Below are 17,532 nucleotides of genomic sequence, written 5' to 3'. Positions count from 1 at the left end.
ACACATAAACGGCGCAGGAAGATCAGAATTCAATTTCAAATTGGAAAAAATGAGCGATAACACAACATATAAGCAAGAAGTGAAGGAAAAGAGTCGAGTTGAAATCTGGTCAAACGCTGTGAAGAAATTGACAATTGATCGAGAACACCAACGTATTTTAAATCCTAACTACATTCGTAGACTGTGGGATTATGCTTTTGATGAAATTCTCTCGGGTAATTTAAATTATGATCCTGATGAAAAGTTCATTGAGGCCTGGACGGATTTTTCTAATAATTCTTACGAGACTAAGCGGCCACAACAGCTAAAGGTCGCATATTTTTGCGGTCCTGAACCAGAGAATGATCTTGCAATCATGGTTGAGTTGGGAATTCAGGTTGAGAATGTGTGGGCAATTGAATCTGATAAGGAGAATTACCAGTTCGCCTTGAAGCAAGCAAAGAAAACGTATCCAACATTGAAGGTATTTAACGGTTCCATTTCTGATCTACTGAAAATAACATCTTTTAAATTCGATATAATTTATCTGGATTTCACGGCTCCACTTTTCAGTAAACAATCTAAGCCTCTTTTGACAATTAATTCCGTCTTCGAAAACGACTCTTTGAGTGATCTAGGAATTCTGGTAATAAATAGCTGCCTTCCAGACGTAACCGATGAAAATGTTGAATTCCTAGCGTCTTACTTTAGAAGCCAGCCATTTTTAGAGTCAGAAGTGATCTTAGGCCCGGAAAAAGCCGGCTTCTTTGCCGAAGGTGTCGATACATATGGTTTCATCGATCAGAAAGGTTACGACTATGCTGTCGCTGAGGGATATCTTGAGGAAGTAAAGGATGAGCCACTATACGAAAATGCAATAAGGTCAAATTTTGAGGCTGCATATAGTGCGTTTTCAAGCCATTACCCCGCTATGATTGCCGGCTACATGCAGCCGATGTGGAGAGTTGCAAATAATCCCGCGCTGAAACGAATGCTTCTTAAGATTGATGATCAGAAAATTAAATCTTGCATTGAAAAGATGACGACACTTCAAGATTATGAATCGGAAGAACATACGAATTATGACGAGCTTGAAGATAAATTTCAGTTATCCGGTGGAGAGGTGTTTGATAGCCATCAGGAATTCCCGATATGGAATTTCATGCTGCGCCTGAAGGAATCGAAAAGTGTTGTGTGCAAATATTGGTATGAGCAATTTACAAAGAAAAATAGATCGGCTTCTTTGCTCGAAAGTGTTCAGCTTTATGATCTGTTGAGAAATGCAAAGTATTCGTACAAGGAAATATTATCTGAGATGTTATCTGATTCTATTGATCAAGTAATATCTGCATTGCCTGATCCACATGGAGGGATATTTTGTGATGTGCCGATGGCACATTTGTGGATAGAGCTTGCTGTCAATCACATGGGAAATTCTCATCATGCCAATACCGATCAACATTGGAGGGCAAAGTATCAGGCAAAAAACAGAGAAATGTATCTAGATATGTTTGTTTTCGACAATTGCCGCTCTCTCTACAATTGGCTGCCAATGATCAACTTGTACGGTCAGGATATGGTGTCGCTGGAGAGGCAAATTATCGTCAGGAGTTGCATGGATGCGATAACGAAGCAGAATCACTACTCGGCGTTTTTTAGCTATTACGGTGCAAATTTAATTGGTGTAGGTAGCAAGCGTTGGTCTGATTTTGGGGAGCTGAATGTCCGCAAGGATCTAAATTTATCGCAAGACAGTTTGCTGGACGCTCGTGAGTCAAAGTAATTCTGCTAAACCATGGCAGGCCTAAGTCATTGATTCCAAGGCCACATTGTCAGATTCGTCAACCGGAGGAATTGTGTACACACCCTGCTTCCTGTAAGTCCTTGATTTCCTGACATCCGCGCTTCCGGTGTATACACTTTTACTTCGCATGCGAGCGAAGTAAAGTTGCGACATGTTTAAAATGCGAAGTAAAAGTGCTAAATTGTGTAAAAATAGGCTTAAACCCGCATGGCGGCTAGATTTCCGTGCTAATTCTTTACGTGTCCAGTCCCGTTTGATCATAAACGCGCTTGACGAATAGCTCCGGTTTCTTTTGCTGCCATTCTTTGAGCGCCTGGATGGGTGTTTTGACACCGATGGCCCGTTGTGGAATGTGGTGGTTGTAAAGCTTTAAATAGTTGAGCAAGGTAGTCTCCAGATCAGCCCGACTGTCGAATCGGGTCTGCTGCAATAGCTCGCTGATACGGCCGTTGAATCGTTCGACCATGCCATTCGTTTGCCGATGCCGGGGCGGTGCCAGGCGGTGTTCGATGCCCATGGCGGTGCAGACTTTATCGAAGGCGTGCTGGCCACTGGGCTTCCTGTCCTTTGTTGTGAAGCGGTCGGTGAATTGCGAGCCGTTGTCCGTCAGCAGTTTAATGATCTTGATCGGTGAGGCCAGTTTGAGCCGGCGTAGGAAGTCGACGCTGCTTTTGTCTGTCATGTCACCGTAGATATGCAGGAACACCCAACGCGTGGCGCGGTCGATGGCCACGAACAGATAGCGGCGCGAGGTTTCGTCTGGCATCTGGGGCAAGTATTTGATGTCGACGTGAACAAAGCCGGGTTCATAGTCCTTGAAGGTTTTCTTGGCCGAGATCGTTTCTCCCTCGGCCTTGGGAATCACATCTTCCAGGCGGGCCATGCCTTCGCGCTTGAGCAAACGCGCAATGCCCGAGCGGGAGACGTCGGGATTGATGTATTGCCGGGTAATGTACAGCAGGTCGTCGAGCGGCAGATAGAGCGATTGGCGCAGTGACAGCACGATGGCCTCCTGCGTCGCGCTCAGGGTCGTATGCAGCGTATGGGCTCGGTGCGAACGGTCTTGCACATCGTCCCGCTTGAGCCACTTGGCAGCCGTGGCACGAGTGATATTGAAGACCTTGGCGGCCTCGCGGTCGGACAGTCCGGAGTCCTTGATTTCCTGCCGGATCTTCGGGGTGGTGCGGGCTTGGGGATGAATGCGTGAGCTCATGGACTGAAGTTTATGCGATGTGCTGTAACCGGTGGGATGATCTCGGTGGCAAACCGCCGATCAACTCGTCAAGCACAGCTTTGGCCCGGAACAGGGCCATGCTGCGACGAGGAATATGATCGCACGAAACTAAACATTTACGAATTCGATAGCCGCGATCGTCGGGAATGTGTATTGAACTTGGATACCCAAGCTCATTCATCAAGTGACACTCCGCCCAGCCGAATCGGCTAAGGCTCAGCACGCCATCGCCTTTCTTGGGTGCCAAGGCTGCTCAATCCTGATCATCTCCCGCGGGTTCTTGGCTTGCCGCCGAGTACGCTGCCAAGGGGGAGACAAGCCAAAGAACGTTCAAGCTCGCGTCATCCGCATCGTGATGGCGGAGTTCCAGGACGCATTCAGTGCGTCGTGGATGGACTGACTCGATGGGATCAAATTGCTCGGCACGGATGAGTTAAAGCGGCATATTTTGCGCTTTCGAGCTTCGCCAAGCGCATTCGCGTAGTTTCCCGTTGGAAAATTTTGGCATGACGTTCAGTTTTTTTACACAATTACTTCGCAAATCTGTGTAAGTGATTGTTTTTAAAAGGTTCGTTTTATGATAGCCGATATTTCGCCATATTGAAAATACTTTTACTTCGTTTTTTACACAGAATTACTTCGGTTGACGACCACAGAAGCTCCCATAATCGCAATACAAATAGGTTTCGTATAAAGGAAGATTTTCGCGGACGCGAAAAAGGAAATCATCAAAAGGACGATCAAAATTGACGAAGCCAGTGGTGCTGCTCTCGACGACGCAGAATTCGCCTTAAAAGATGGCATCGGCAAAAAGGCAGCCGGCGACATATCCAAACGCGCTGGCCAGATCATCGTTGCGGCCAAGGACGCGACCGATCCGGTGTATGCACTTATCGAGGACGCGAGGTTTGAACATGAGACAGCGTCAAAGCCTGTACTCATGTTGGAGACAGCCATCATCGTAACGCAGCTTTTACGAACGATGTAGTTTCAATGGTTCCAATGGACCCACTAGAACCTTCGCTTGCTTTTTGGTATGGCAAACACGGGCTATTTGTCGCGTTCAGGTTTAAGATTGTAGATTCATCGACGTCGATCCAATACGGTTACGAAAAACGAGCACGGCCATTGCGACCGCTACAACCGTTTATGATCTGTTGATATCGTGCCCCGACGACCAAATCGTCCGCCTGAAAACGCTTGGAAAAACCCGCGCCGCCTGGCGCACCGTGCTGGCCGGCAGCCAGCGAATTGAAAGGCCGCCTCGGAGCGGATCAGATATGAGCAAAGCAGCAGACCAGAAACCGTACTCTGGTCCCTTGAATACGGGGCATCCTGACGTGGTCACCAGCGCGAATCAGGCCGGTGTAGCCGAGGGTGTAACACCTCTGGTGAAGGTGTCGACCGTTTCCCAAATCCGTGCGCGCAATGCGTCCTGCGATTGCCCACACTGCGGTGCGGAAGGTGACGGTTGGCTGGTCGATCCTCGCGGACGCGAAACTGAATGCGAAGAATGCAAACTGCTGTTTGTGATCGCGGCGGACGCAACTGTCTTGATTACCGAACCCAGTGGAAAAACAATGTCGAAACCCGCACCTCGCTCGCGTCTACTTCTTTTGTGTCAGTTGATTATCTCAGCGCTGATTATGCTTGGGATGGGTACTTACGTTTGGATGATACAGATCCAATACGATGAAGCCGCCAAGGCAATCGTATGGAAGGGTAGGATTTGGATGCCAGTTTTTTACGCACTTACAGTTGCTGCTGCTGGCTTCTCTTACGACTGTGCAAAATCAATTTTATTTTTGCCAGAGGCTACCTTTAAGAAGTTTCTGGCATACGCGGGTGACACGCTCCTCTCCTCTTCTTTGATCGTTATCGCTTTGTTTGCAGGCACGTATTTGCTAAGTTTTAATGAAGCAGGTGCACGTTTCGCTGGGCAAATAATTTATCTCGTTGGCCTAGCCAATGTATGGTGGGCAATTCATAGCGCGAGTGGTGCTCTGAATGTTGCGGCAGGAGGTAAGTAGTAATGATTCGTGTTGGCGGAAGCTAGCATCAAGTTTCAGGCTTATCCTTCGGCGAAAATGCGAGCGTCCATTCCCAGCTTGATTATCTCGGACGAACTAATAGGTTACCGACCACTCTACCGTGAGTTGGTAGCTCCCGAAATTCGCAATTGGCACAATCTCGGAAACGATGAGAATAAACTGGAGTCGTACATGCGAAGTCGAAGCCCGCAGATGATTGAGGTAATGGAAAATTTGCCACCTCGACAAGTTCACTTCGGCAATGGCGGCCGCATTAGCTATGCCATAGTCGCAGCTAGCGGGTTTGCCGAGAAACTGAAAGATTGCGTCAGCCCCAGCAGCTAGCTGAACGGTCTATCACTGCTGGATATTTTTAAACGTGATGTTTTGCCATTCTTATAACAGAGGGCCTTTCGGCGCTGATGCACCGGAATCGACGGGCCTTGTTTCATGGATGTCGATATGGCCAAAGGGCGGTCTCAAGTAGCAAGTGCAACACTTGGTTAGTGGACGGAATCAGGTTGCAATTGAAGTCTGATCATGTGTTCCGTATATACGGCCAGCGGCGTCTTCCAGCCCAAGGTTTCCCTCGGCCGAGTGTTGAGTGACAGCGCGATGGCATCGAGTTCTTCCTGTGAGTAAATCGACAGGTCCGAGCCTTTTGGCATGTACTGGCGCAGCAGGCCGTTGGTGTTCTCGTTTGAGCCGCGTTGCCAAGGGCTGTGCGGGTCGGCAAAGTAAATTTGCACGCCAGTGCGCTCGGTGAGGATTTTATGACCATGCATCTCGCGTCCCTGGTCATAGGTCATCGATTTGCGCAGCGCTTCCGGCTACCGGTTCAACACGGTCGAGAAGCTGTCGACGACCGACTTGGTACCAGCGTTATCCATCTTGGCCAGAACTACGAAGCGGCTGGTGCGTTCAACCAGCGTGCCGACTGAAGAACGGTTGGCTTCGCCTTTGATCAGGTCGCCTTCCCAGTGACCCGGGATGACGCGATCCTCGATCTCCGGCGGACGGATATGGATGCTTTGCATGTCCTTGATCTGGCCGCGCCGATCGGTGCCTCGGCTGCGCGGTTTGCGAACCTGGTTGTGGTGGCGCAGGCAGGCGATCAGTTCGCGCTTGAGCTCGCCCCGCGGGTGCAGATAGATCGCGTTATAGATGGTCTCGTGCGAGACGGTTTTATCGGTTTCATTAGGCCACATGGCCTTCAGTATGTTGGAAATTTGCTGGGGAGACCATAGCAGATTGAGATAATGCCGCACTACATGGAACAAGACGCTACCGGATGCCATCTTCGGAACGCGCCTTGGCAGCACCCGGCGGGCAGCGCTTTGCGTATGTGCCAAGTTCGCGTCATAGGAGCCAGCGCTGGCATTGCGGCCGATTTCGCGGCTGATCGAACTCGGTGAACGGCCGAGGCGTTTAGCAATGGCGCGCATGCTGCATTGGTCGTGGCGCATCGTCATCACGACGGCACGCTCTTGGGTTGTTAAATGAAGATAAATTCTTGGCATGGCAACACCTTACAGTAGAAGGTGTTGCACTTGGTTTTAGAGGCTGCCCTTCTTCCCAGTGCGATGATTAATTATCACTCTAAAGAAAAGTCTTGAGGGGGGGCAGGCTCCGCTTCGCTACGCCTGCCCCCCCTTACCCCACCGTTGACTTTCAGATGTAGAGTGGACAGCCTTGTAACGTGACTCTGCAGCGCATCACAGGCCGCGTAATCGATTTGCTCGTCAGCGAAGTATCCGCCGCTTGCGTTTCATACTGTACTTGTAGCCTTTGAAGGTCAGGATTAGCGCACTGTCTGGGTGCAAGCCCCGATATCGCTTCGAATCGTCGCTCAAGCACCAGCGTCGCTCGACCCGCAGGGTTAGATAGTCCTCAAGCGCGGCAATAAGATCACGGTTGGTCGGATACATGCATCGCTGGCGACTACCCTTTGTCACGACAGTCCGGAGCGATACTTCCTGCCGTAGCTTGCCGCTGGAGAACATAAAATCGCCAACTTCAACCTGCGCTATCTCGGACACACACATGCCCATATGGCTAAGCGCCCACAACGCGCAATATCGCTGGCAAAGATACAAGCTCCACACCCGCCTGCTCAAGTATCCAAACTTCAATCTTCGCGTGCCAGACACGAAGCAAGTCCAGCGGCCGGCGAATGTAATTTTGCTCGCGCACCCCTTGCGGCGCGTGCCCTTGAATCTGCGCGGCGATACCATTCGGCATTTCGATCCACTCGCTTAATGTGGCAAATGAGCGTCGCAGGCCATGCAGCGTAAGTTGCGGCAAATTCGCCACCGCGATGGCCTCGTTATGCGCGATTCGCGGCTCTGCGATATGTCCCGATGCGGAAGCGGGACTAGAGAAGACAAAGGCATTCCTGCGCGGCAGGTTGGCCAGGAGCTGAGCAACAAAGGGAGTCAACGGGACCATTCGAAAGTCTTCGACCTTGTCGGACAGTTTGATACTGCCCCACTGGAAATTCACGTCTGTCCACTTCAGTGCCGCGAGCTCCTCGCGCCTGGCGCCGGTAAGCAGTAGAACTTGCAAGTAGGCGGCAATGACCGGGTTTCCGATCCTGCGCACTGCGCTGAACCATGACTGCAGCATCTCGCGTTGAAGAACGTCATGGCGCCGCTTCTCTTTACCCAGGCTCTCGCGCACTCGCGCGCTCTTTGTCGGATTGCTAGTGACCATGCTTGAATACGTCTTGTGCGAAGCGCACCAGTTCATGAAAGCCTTGAGCAGTCGCCATGCCAGCCGTGCGCTGGATGGACGGGTCTTTGCTTCCTCTCGCGCCCAGGCTTCCACGCGCTCATTTGTCAGGTCGATGAGTCGCAGCGAGGATAAGGACCAGAGCGGACCGGCTTTCGTCAGTGCCGGACTGCGTTTCCGAGGCTGGCCACCATCCTGAATGATCTTTCGATGCGCGGCAATATGATGTTCTGACCAGCCTGCTTCTCGCGTGGCAATGCGGTCGGCAATGTACTCAGGCCAGACGCGGCCCAAGGTGACGGATTCGCGCAGCTGCTTTTCCTGTTCCGCCACAACGGCAGCTTCCTGCAATGCGTGCGCGTCTCGCTCTGCAGCGAGTGCATCTTCCCGTACCTTTCTTGGATCCTGGCCGTTATCGAGCAGTACCTTGAGGCGCCGTGCTTCGGCCTGGGCCTTGGCAATGTCCCATGTACGAGGATCACCGATCGTCAGCCGGATGGTGGCGCCGTCCAGCTTACCCTGAAAAATATAGGACTTCGCGCCCTTCGACGTCACCCGCAAACCGAGGCCTGGTGAAGTGGTATCCCAAAGGAATGACTGACTTTTTCCACCCTCACAGGCGAACTCTTCTACCCTACCCGCCGCGAACTTTATTTTTTTCACTATTACCTCAAGAAGACGTGCTGTGTAAGCCCCATGTAACCGCCATGTAACCCAAATGGTAGCATAACGATCAACAGTCATCTGCATGAAATAAAAATCAAAATCATGTAATATTTTGATTTATAAGGATATTCTTGAAAATCTCAACACCCTTCAACAGTCCTGAATACCGACTTGCGATGATTTGTAATCATCAGGTGGCCAGTTCGAAACCGGCAGTCGGCACCAGAATTCAGCAGGAAATCAAAGGGTTACAGATATCTTATCTGTAACCCTTTGTCGTTTCCGGGGGTGTTGCCGCATTTCTGCTGCGCGGCTGCAGCCCAGGCGTGCGTTCCGTCATCGGAGCGCGATGGCATGTCCCGCGTTCGTGGATACAAGCGGGCCGAATTGCCATCGATGTGCTGGCCGGCATGGCTGCGTTTGCGGCCGGCGCCGCAAGGGACAGTGCGGCGAGAATGCCGTGGCCGGGCATTTCTTCCCGAACTTGAAAATGGAACGCATCTGGCGCGCCAGTCCGCCAGCCATACCGCAGCAAAGGGCCGCACCGCCGATTACATCGCGACGCCGACCACTGCAAGCACGGTCCGGAAATTGCATTTCCAGATACAGAAGGTCCGTGTTCTTTTTGCACAGCTGTTAAATGCGAACATGCAAAACTAAATGTTCTTCCAACCTTGCTCCGTCTTCTTGAATCGCAGCTTAATGCTGAAATCAGACAAATCACCTTTTTTCAAATTTTTATGGAAAATATCGGATTTTTCAGAAAAATGATTTACACAATCCAAAAAAGAAGTGTTTATATTTTCTTCCTTGTATTTAGCCCTCAGCTCGCGCATTTTTTCAGGCTCCGGATTGTTTTTCTTGTATTCGGAATACTCCTTCAGTGCCTCGGTGCCCTGAACGCTTTTCATCATTGCGCTCAGTCCCATTGACAGCTGGCCCATAGGAGTTTCGACATACCTGGCAGCCGTGGGCTCTACGCAATCGGCGACCATTTCATAATAATTTTCCTTGGCCTTCACCTGGTACGCGACCTCCACCCAGTAATCCTCGCCATCGGCCCAACCGTTCAAGCGTTTGTAACTATCGACATCAAAATTTGAGCTGAACTCCCATGAGTAACTGGCCCATAGCTGATTGACGGCTGTTTCCACGTCGCTTTTTGACGGATTGTTGTTTATACAGCCCACCAGCATGCCAGACGCAACTATTCCTACCGCCATTTTTTTTAAATTTGACCTCATCAGTTCCAGCCTCTTTAATGGTTATCAATGCAAACACGCCATTATAAAATAGCATAGCATGTCAACTTGCTTGAAAGCACTGATTTATTCCCCACAGACATGGTTTCCGATGCTGCCCTGGCCCGTGGCCATAGCGCCACCCGCTTCACATCCGCTTCCTGAGCGAGATCGATCACGTGCCGCCGTGCGGCACGCTGCACCAATGCATGCGGCCGTTTTATCCGCAAGTCGCGGGTACAGCCGCCTTCACGCTTCGCACGCGCCTTGCTGCGCTGCGCCATGACGGCCGGCGCGTTTAGGCGCACCATGGGCACTTGCCGGCAAAGAACACAACCTTGCGATGGCCGGCTTTCCTACCTGGGGAACCATCATGTCCGCACACACTTACAAATTGATCGAGCTGGTCGGCACATCGACCGAAAGCAGCGACCAGGCGATACGCGATGCCATTGCCAAGGCGGCCCTGACGGTCAAGCATATGGACTGGTATGCAGTGACCGAATCGCGCGGCCATATCGTCGATGGCAAGGTGGCGCACTTCCAGGTCACGCTGAAGGTCGGCTTCCGGCTAGAGTAAGGCAGGCGGCGCGCTCAACGCCGCCCAGGCACGCCCCGGCTTTGCAGCCACTCCCGGCCGCCGGCTTCCAGCGCGGCCTCGATCACCTGTTCCGGCAAGCTGTACACGGTTGCCCAACTGGCGCGACCGTCCTGCGTGTTGGCGGGGAAACTGTGCGTTTCAATCGGCCAGTGATATTTGCGTTTTAAGGCCTTGACGATGGCGGCCAGCGAGACGCGGCCTTGCAGCGGCTCGGCGCCGGACTGGTCGCGGTTCGACAGCAGCACGGCCAGGACCTGGCCGCGGCCCGTGCGCGCGCCGGGGAAGGTAGGGGTTTTGTTTGCCATCGCCCATTTTAACGGGCATGCGATGCGCCAGCTATCGGCAGCATTGCTGATGCAGCGCAAGGCTGACACGGACATCCCGGGCAACAATAAAGGTTTCAGATTTCTGCCCGGCGCGCCAGCGCCCCTCTGGCAGCCTGGGGCACCAACAAGGGGCACAGGAGAGCATCATGTACAGCCTGAATATACAAGCCATGCAATGGCAGCCCGTTGCCGACATTTCCGCCGTCAATCCCCTGCTGCCCGACGACGTGGCCTGCTTTCGCGAGCTGCGCGACGTGCTGCAGCGCTACGGCGCGCTGGACCGCTTCGGCATCGCCCTGATCCACCGTCATTTCGATATTGCCGACGATGAAGAACTGATGGAATACACGGATGCCGAACGGCGCACCCTGACAGTCAAACCTGTCAAGAAAAGCGACATCGACTGGGCCCATACCACCATCACCAACTGGAAGCTGACCGAAGGCGACGAAGTGGCGCGCATCGGCTGCGGCTGCGCGCGCAACGCGGGCGGGCACCTCGGCTATCACCGCGGCACCTGAAGCGCGTTGCGCGGCCCGTGGCGGCCGGTAACGGCCCGGCACGGGCGGGCGGCAAGCGGCGTCGGCCTTTCTTACACTTGCGCCTTTCCAGTCCAGCCCGGTTTCTGCAAGTCATTGATTCGATATTCTTTTTTTGCGTGGCACGCAAGCTGCTTATCCAAGTCTACGAGATGAATCCAGGCAATTCCTGCTGGATTCTTATCCCCCGGATTTTCCGAGACCGACCACGATAATGAGGCTGCGATGAACATCGATCACACACGAAACAAGACCCTGGGCTGGCTGGGCGCCCTGGCGGCGGCCGGCTGGCTGGCCAGCGGCCAGGCACAGGCAGGCGCATATGGCCTGGCCGTCAATGAACTGAATAATTTCCGCATCACCACCAGCGCCGGCGCGCTATCGCTGGCAGGCGCCAACCGCAATGCCAGCGACAGCGCCTTTTTCGAAGGCGGCGCGGCTGTCAATCCGCGCGCCGTCAATACGGGGCCCGCAGCCAATGCCGATGTGCTGCAAGTGTGCTCGGGCGGCGGTTGCAGTGGCTTGCCGCAAAACCATTATGCGCCCACCAGCGCGCTGGAATTCGCGCGCGGCGACGCGCACGCCTTCGGCAACATGCTCAATGGCGGCGCCAGCGTGAGTGCCGTTTCTGAAGCGCAGCGCAACACCATAGGGGCCGCCTCGTCCACGGCCGGCGACACGCTCACCGGCTCCATCAACCTGACCCTGTCGAGCGCCGGCTTCATCACCTTCAGCTTCATGGGACGGCGCGACTTGCGCACCAGCGTGACGACGATGGGCGACAAGTCGAACGTGTCGATCATGGATATCTTCAATATCTCGTGCAATGCGGCCAGCCCCGCCGGCTGCCTGTCCCGCGCGAATGCCGATGGCGTGATCTTCCAGTTCGCGCCCGACGGCGACGCCAACAATGGCAGCGATATCAATGGCAACCATGGCGCGGGCAGCCTGGACCCGTTCAGCCTGAACATGACGGCCGGCACCAACGACCCGGCCACCTCGCGCGCCTTCACCAACGGCTACGCGCAGTTTTCGCTGACGTCGAACTTCGCCTTGCCGGCCGGCAGCTATACGCTGAACTTTTCCAAGTCCACGCGCACCGATATCGTCGTGATCGATCCTGCCGTGGTACCCGTGCCCACCACGCTGCTCTTGCTGGGCACGGGGCTGGCGGCGCTGGCATTCACGCGCCGCCGGCAGCCCGGCCAGTCCAGCTGAACGCAAGGCGGGCAGGCCAGGCACGCCGCCGACGGGCGCCGCATGCCTGGCCTGCTCATGGCCAGCTCCAGCGGATCGATGCCCGGGCCGCCGCGACGGGCGTGCACACCTGGCGCCTATCGCAGTAGGTGAATGCCTCCGCTGGCATAGGGTCGCTACGGGAATCGTCCCTCACTTGACGATCATGGAGTTGCGCACGCTGCTGACCCCCTTCACGTCCCGCGCCACGGCCACCGCCTTGTTGATGTCGTCGCGCGAGCTGACAAAACCGCTCAGCTGCACGGTTCCCTTGAAGGTTTCCACGTTGATTTCACGCGCCTTCAATTGCGGATCATCGACCAGCGCGGCCTTGACCTTGGTCGTGATGACGGCGTCGTCGATGTATTCACCGGCCCCTTCCCGCTTCGGCGTCGAGGCGCATGCGCTCAACACCAGCAATACGATGGCCATCAGGCCCGCTGCACGTTTCATGTCATCCCCCTGTGCTCGCTTGACCGCATGGCCGACGGCCACGCACGCCACAGCTATTTTCTACCGCCCCCTGGCCAGCCATTTGAGCTGGAACAAGTGTGCGCCAGGGAGACGGGGGCGTGGCATCAAGGCCGCGGCAGCGCGGCTCAGCCCAGCCGCGCCAGGGCCTTGCGCGCCAGTTGCAGCTGCTGCAGATAATAGCGGTGCAATACCACGGGGTCGCTGAGGTCGCGTCCCAGTATCAGGCGCAGCTCGCTGGCGGGGCAGTCGGCGGCCACGGTTTCCACCTGCGTCCCCAGTTGGCGCGCCAGCAGGCGGGCCGCGTCCTGCTGCGCGGGCCGGTACTCCACGCGCGTGCGCGGCACCTGGAATGGCGCCTGATTGGCCAACCGCACCACCCGCACGGGAGCGCCGGCCAGGCTGCGCGCCATGGACGCGGCCATGCCCGGCACCCCGTTTCCGTTGAGGATTTCCAGGCGCGGACGCGGTACCGGCCCCGCCGCTGCCGGCATCGCCACCGGCGCGGACGCCACGGCGCTGGCGGCAGCGGCGCTACGGGCCGCGGGCACGCGCCGCAGGCGGGCCATGCCGTCGCCCTGCGTGATCTCGATGCGCGCCATGGCATGCTCGTCCGCCACGGCGCCGGTCGCGGGCGCCGCATCGTTGGCGCGCAACAACGCATAGTCGCGCCGCGCATCGTGCGCCTGCAGGTTCTGCGCCTGGCGCAGCATCAGCCCGGCCCGCGCATGCTCACCGAGCTGCTCCAGCACCTGGGCCAGATGCTGCCAGGCCAGCGGGTTGAGCGGATCGAGCAGGCAAGCCTTTTCCAGCACCGGCAAGGCTTGCGCGTAGTTGCCGCTGAGGACATAGGCGCGTCCCAGGTTGCTCAACAAATACGCCTGCTGCGGCGCACCGGCGTCCTGCGTCAAGGCGCGCCAATGGGCGATCGCGGCAGCGTGCTCGCCCCGCTGCGCATGCAGCACGGCCAGGCCATTGCGGGCATGCACATGGGACGGGAAGCTGCGCAAGGCTTGTTCGTAGGCCGCCTGCGCCGCCGGCAGCCGGCCCGCGTCAAAGTGCTGGCGCCCTGCCGCATAGGCGGCATCCGCGCCCGCCACGTCGATGGCCGGCGCGGCGGGCGCGTGGGCGTTGTTGCTGGCGCAGGCGCCCAGGCTCAGGCAGGCACAGGCGGCGGCCAGGCGGGAAATGAAGGGCATGGGATCTCCTTTATCGATTGGCCATGGCAGGCACGAGGACGCGATAGACTTCGATCACGGCCGGTCCCATGAGGACCAGCATCAGCGTCGGGAAGACGCAAAAAATGAGCGGAAACAGCAGTTTCAGGGCGATCTTGGCGGCAGCCTCCTCGGCCAGCAGGCTGCGCTTGCCGCGCAGGTTATCCGAGTGCACGCGCAGGGAGTCGCCCATGCTGGTGCCGAAGCGCTCGGACTGGATCAGCATGGCCACCAGGGTGTCGACGTCTTCCACGCCGCTGCGCAAGGCCAGGTTGCGCAACGCCTTTTCCTTGCTGAAACCGGCGCGCATTTCCATCAGCACCAGTTGCAATTCCTGCGCCAGCACCATGCTCTTGATGTGGATTTCGCCCGATACCTTCACCAGGGCGCGTTCCAGGCTCAGGCCCGCTTCCACGCAGACGGTCAGCAAGTCGAGCGCATCGGGCAGGTTTTCAAAGATGTCGCGCTGGCGCCGCCTGGCCGTGCTCGATAACCACAGGTTCGGCAGGTAATAGCCGACGGTGGCGCTGACGCACAGCAGCAACAGCAGCACGCTGCGCATCTGCGCCGTCATGCTGCTGGCCGCATACAGGCCCAGCACGGTGGGAAACAGCAGTGCCAGCACGGACTTCGCCGCGAAGTACAGGGCCGGCGCGCCGGCCTGGCGCCAGCCCGCATTCATGAAGCGCGTGCGCAGCGGCGAACGCTCCCAGCCTTCCTCGGGCAGCGACAGCTTGCTGAACGGCTTGGCCACGCGCGCCACCCGCTCCACCCAGCCGTTTTCCGGCGCCGCGTCGCTGGCGGCGGGCGCCATGAAGCCGAACAGGCGCTGGCGCAAGGTGCCGGGGAAGAAAACCAGCCACGCCAGCAGGGCCAGCGCCACCACCACGGCGAAGACGATCAATAAAAACAGCAACTGCGGGCCGCTCATGGCACTCTCCTCTCGTCACGTTGCGGGAGCCTGTCGCGCGCCGTCGGCAGGAAACGCTCCCTCCTCGGATAGGCGCTAGATGCGGATGCGGATGACCTTGCGCATCCACACCACGCCCAGCGCCACCATGCCGGCCGCATACCACAGCAGGCGTATGCCGCTGGGATCGGTCCATAACAGGCTGATGTACTGGGGATTTACCAGCGACATGACGCCGATCATCACCACCGGCATCAGGCCCAGCACCCAGGCCGACATGCGGCCTTCGGCCGACAGCACGCGCACCTGTCCCAGCAGTTTCAGGCGGGCGCGGATGATGCGCGCGATGCTCAGCAGGACTTCGGCCAGGTTGCCGCCCGATTCGCGCTGCACCAGCACGGCGATGACCAGATAGCGCAAGTCCGTCAACGGGATGCGCGCGGCCAGGTTCTGCAGCGCCTCGTTCATCGGCACGCCGTAATTGATCTCTTCGTGCGCCATCTTGAATTCGCCGCTGATGGGCTCGTTCAATTCATCGCCCACCATTTGCAGCACGTTCGAGAACGAGTGGCCGGCGCGCAGCGCGCGGGCGAGGAAATCGGCCGCTTCCGGCAGCTGCGCCTCGATCTTTTGCAGCCGTGCCGTGCGCGCGCGCAGCACGAACAGGCTTGGCCCGCCGGCCGCCATCGCCAGCAGCAGCAAGGCGCCGGGCACGGGCATCGGCCAGGCCGCCAGCAACAGCAGCGCCGCCAGCAACAGCGCCCCCATGCCGGCCAGGAATTGCGCGACCGACCAGGGCAAGCCCGATTGCAGCAATACATGGTCGAGCTTTGCCGCCTGCGGCAGGCGCCGCAGCAGCCGGTCCAGGCCCGGCGCCTGCGCATAGCGGCGCTGCTTGAGGATGGACACGCGCTCGCCGCCGGCCTCGCCGCGCGCGGCCATCAGGCGCAGGCGCCGGCTGATGCGCCGCGCCGCGCTGCCATGCGTGCCGGACCACCATAGCCAGGCCCCTTCCACCATCAGGATGCAGGCGGCAAACAGCAGCACGGCAAAGCCGTAGAACACCAGGTCCATGGTCCCCTCCTTGGAACGTCGAACAATACCGTGGCGGCGGCAATCGGTGGCCGCAAGGCGCGCCGCGCGGCCGGCTTGTCATTCGTAGATGCGGTCCGGGTCGAACACGCTGTCCGGCACCGGCACGCCGAACATGCGCAGGCGCTCCGTGAAGCGCGGCCGCACGCCGGTGGCGCAGAAATGGCCCAGCACCTTGCCGTTGGCATCGACGCCCGTCTGCTCGAAGTGGAAGATTTCATGCATGGCGATGATGTCGCCCTCCATGCCCGTCACCTCCTGCAGGCTGACCAGCTTGCGCCCGCCGTCGGTCAGGCGCGACACCTGCATCACCACCGTCACTGCCGAGCAGATCTGCTGGCGCGTGGCGCGCGGCGTCAGGTTGACGTTGGCCATGCCGACCATGTTTTCCAGCCGCGCCAGCGCGTCGCGCGCCGTGTTCGAGTGGATCGTCGCCAGCGAGCCCTCATGGCCCGTGTTCATCGCCTGCAGCATGTCGAGCGCCTCGGCGCCGCGCACCTCGCCCAGGATGATGCGGTCGGGGCGCATGCGCAGCGCATTGCGCACCAGCGCGCGCTGCGATACTTCCCCCTTGCCCTCGATATTCGGCGGCCGCGTTTCCAGGCGCACCACGTGCGGCTGGCGCAGCGCCAGTTCGGCCGCATCCTCGATGGTGACGATGCGCTCGCTGCCGGGAATGAAGCCGGACAGCACATTGAGCAGGGTCGTCTTGCCGCTGCCGGTGCCGCCCGAGATCAGGATGTTGACCTTCGCCTGGCCCAGCGCCTGCAGCACCTGCACCATGGGCGGCGTCAGGCTCTTGTAGTCGAGCAGGTTGGCGATGCTCAAAGGCTGCACGGCGAAGCGGCGGATCGACAGGATCGGGCCGTCGACGGCCAGCGGCGGGATGATGGCATTCACGCGCGAGCCGTCGGGCAGGCGCGCGTCGACCATGGGGCTCGATTCGTCGACGCGGCGGCCCACGCGCGAGACGATTTTCTCGATGATCTTCATCAGGTGCGCATTGTCGTGGAAGGTGACGTCGGTCAGCTGCAGGCGCCCGCCCCGCTCCACGTATACCTTGTCGCAGGTATTGACGAGGATGTCGGACACGCCCGGATCGGCCAGCAGCGGCTCGAGCGGGCCGAAGCCCAGCATCTCGTGCTGGATGTCGAGCACCAGGCTATGCCGCTCATGCTGGTTGAGGACGATGCGCTCCTCCTCGATCACGCGCTGCACCAGCAGCGCCAGTTCATGCTTGAACTGCTCGGCCGTCAGGCGCTTCAGGCGCTCCAGGTCGATACGGTCGAGTATCGTCTGGTGCATGGTTTTCTTCAATTCCTGGTAGGCGTGCAGCGCCAGCGTGCCCTGTCCTTCGCTGGCGGGACGCGCCTGTTCGTTGGCCGCCAGGCGTTCGCGTAAAGTCATCTCCGTCTCCCATGATGATGGCTCCCGGCGGGAGCCGCTGTCCCTGCCC

Annotated in this window: 15 protein-coding genes and 1 pseudogene; 6 read left to right on the top strand and 10 right to left on the bottom strand. The window is 57.6% G+C overall.

Going from position 1 to position 17,532, the window contains the following annotated elements; genetic code table 11:
• Positions 1-49: 49 nt before the first annotated feature.
• A complete protein-coding gene (locus tag AC3RCJ_RS02755) occupies positions 50-1,762 on the top strand; it encodes a hypothetical protein (protein ID WP_492965200.1) in 1,713 nt (570 codons plus the stop codon).
• A 256-nt stretch (positions 1,763-2,018) separates the two neighbouring features.
• Here AC3RCJ_RS02755 and AC3RCJ_RS02750 read toward each other — a convergent pair whose 3' ends face one another.
• The gene (locus AC3RCJ_RS02750) at positions 2,019-2,996 is read right to left on the bottom strand and encodes an IS481 family transposase (protein ID WP_492965268.1); all 978 of its coding nucleotides are present in this window, start codon (positions 2,994-2,996) and stop codon (positions 2,019-2,021) included.
• Between the two features lie 1,301 nt (positions 2,997-4,297).
• Here AC3RCJ_RS02750 and AC3RCJ_RS02745 point away from each other — a divergent pair.
• Positions 4,298-5,047 (top strand): hypothetical protein, encoded by a 750-nt coding sequence (locus AC3RCJ_RS02745; protein ID WP_492957923.1) that lies wholly within the window; start codon positions 4,298-4,300, stop codon positions 5,045-5,047.
• Positions 5,048-5,550: 503 nt separating this feature from the next.
• Here AC3RCJ_RS02745 and AC3RCJ_RS02740 read toward each other — a convergent pair.
• A pseudogene (locus AC3RCJ_RS02740) lies at positions 5,551-6,567 on the bottom strand (IS30 family transposase).
• Positions 6,568-7,102: 535 nt separating this feature from the next.
• Positions 7,103-8,440, bottom strand: coding sequence for a tyrosine-type recombinase/integrase (locus AC3RCJ_RS02735; RefSeq protein WP_492957921.1), 1,338 nt, complete (start codon positions 8,438-8,440; stop codon positions 7,103-7,105).
• Between the two features lie 357 nt (positions 8,441-8,797).
• Between AC3RCJ_RS02735 and AC3RCJ_RS02730 the strand changes: the two genes are divergently transcribed.
• Positions 8,798-9,103, top strand: coding sequence for a hypothetical protein (locus AC3RCJ_RS02730; protein ID WP_492957919.1), 306 nt, complete (start codon positions 8,798-8,800; stop codon positions 9,101-9,103).
• Here AC3RCJ_RS02730 and AC3RCJ_RS02725 read toward each other — a convergent pair.
• Positions 9,100-9,687, bottom strand: a complete 588-nt coding sequence (locus tag AC3RCJ_RS02725; RefSeq protein ID WP_492957917.1) for a hypothetical protein — start codon at positions 9,685-9,687, stop codon at positions 9,100-9,102. The genes AC3RCJ_RS02730 and AC3RCJ_RS02725 overlap by 4 nt on opposite strands.
• A gap of 370 nt (positions 9,688-10,057) precedes the next feature.
• On the opposite strand from AC3RCJ_RS02725, the gene AC3RCJ_RS02720 reads away from it, so the two are divergent.
• The gene (locus AC3RCJ_RS02720) at positions 10,058-10,264 is read left to right on the top strand and encodes a dodecin (protein ID WP_092798646.1); all 207 of its coding nucleotides are present in this window, start codon (positions 10,058-10,060) and stop codon (positions 10,262-10,264) included.
• A gap of 14 nt (positions 10,265-10,278) precedes the next feature.
• Here AC3RCJ_RS02720 and AC3RCJ_RS02715 read toward each other — a convergent pair whose 3' ends face one another.
• Positions 10,279-10,590 carry a hypothetical protein gene (locus AC3RCJ_RS02715; RefSeq protein WP_492957915.1) on the bottom strand — a complete coding sequence of 104 codons (312 nt, stop codon included), beginning with the start codon at positions 10,588-10,590 and terminating at the stop codon, positions 10,279-10,281.
• A gap of 167 nt (positions 10,591-10,757) precedes the next feature.
• On the opposite strand from AC3RCJ_RS02715, the gene AC3RCJ_RS02710 reads away from it, so the two are divergent.
• On the top strand, positions 10,758-11,132 hold the full coding sequence (locus tag AC3RCJ_RS02710; RefSeq protein WP_492957913.1) for a hypothetical protein: 375 nt from the start codon (positions 10,758-10,760) through the stop codon (positions 11,130-11,132).
• 243 nt (positions 11,133-11,375) lie between these two features.
• Positions 11,376-12,368: an EDSAP-1 family PEP-CTERM protein gene (locus tag AC3RCJ_RS02705; RefSeq protein WP_492957911.1), complete on the top strand. Its 993-nt coding sequence runs from the start codon at positions 11,376-11,378 to the stop codon at positions 12,366-12,368.
• A 171-nt stretch (positions 12,369-12,539) separates the two neighbouring features.
• Here AC3RCJ_RS02705 and AC3RCJ_RS02700 read toward each other — a convergent pair whose 3' ends face one another.
• The 5 genes from AC3RCJ_RS02700 to AC3RCJ_RS02680 all read right to left on the bottom strand — a co-directional run bounded on the left by AC3RCJ_RS02700 (position 12,540) and on the right by AC3RCJ_RS02680 (position 17,483).
• On the bottom strand, positions 12,540-12,839 hold the full coding sequence (locus tag AC3RCJ_RS02700) for a BON domain-containing protein (protein WP_492957909.1): 300 nt from the start codon (positions 12,837-12,839) through the stop codon (positions 12,540-12,542).
• 146 nt (positions 12,840-12,985) lie between these two features.
• Positions 12,986-14,056: a LytR C-terminal domain-containing protein gene (locus AC3RCJ_RS02695; protein ID WP_492957907.1), complete on the bottom strand. Its 1,071-nt coding sequence runs from the start codon at positions 14,054-14,056 to the stop codon at positions 12,986-12,988.
• A 10-nt stretch (positions 14,057-14,066) separates the two neighbouring features.
• A complete protein-coding gene (locus AC3RCJ_RS02690) occupies positions 14,067-15,005 on the bottom strand; it encodes a type II secretion system F family protein (RefSeq protein WP_492957905.1) in 939 nt (312 codons plus the stop codon).
• Between the two features lie 75 nt (positions 15,006-15,080).
• Positions 15,081-16,058: a type II secretion system F family protein gene (locus AC3RCJ_RS02685; RefSeq protein ID WP_492957903.1), complete on the bottom strand. Its 978-nt coding sequence runs from the start codon at positions 16,056-16,058 to the stop codon at positions 15,081-15,083.
• 78 nt (positions 16,059-16,136) lie between these two features.
• A complete protein-coding gene (locus AC3RCJ_RS02680) occupies positions 16,137-17,483 on the bottom strand; it encodes a TadA family conjugal transfer-associated ATPase (RefSeq protein WP_492957901.1) in 1,347 nt (448 codons plus the stop codon).
• Positions 17,484-17,532 lie beyond the last annotated feature (49 nt).

This window comes from Janthinobacterium sp. GW822-FHT07H11, assembly GCF_058798615.1.
The sequence above is the reverse complement of the archived record's forward strand: the minus strand, read 5'-3'. Positions and strand labels throughout refer to the sequence as shown.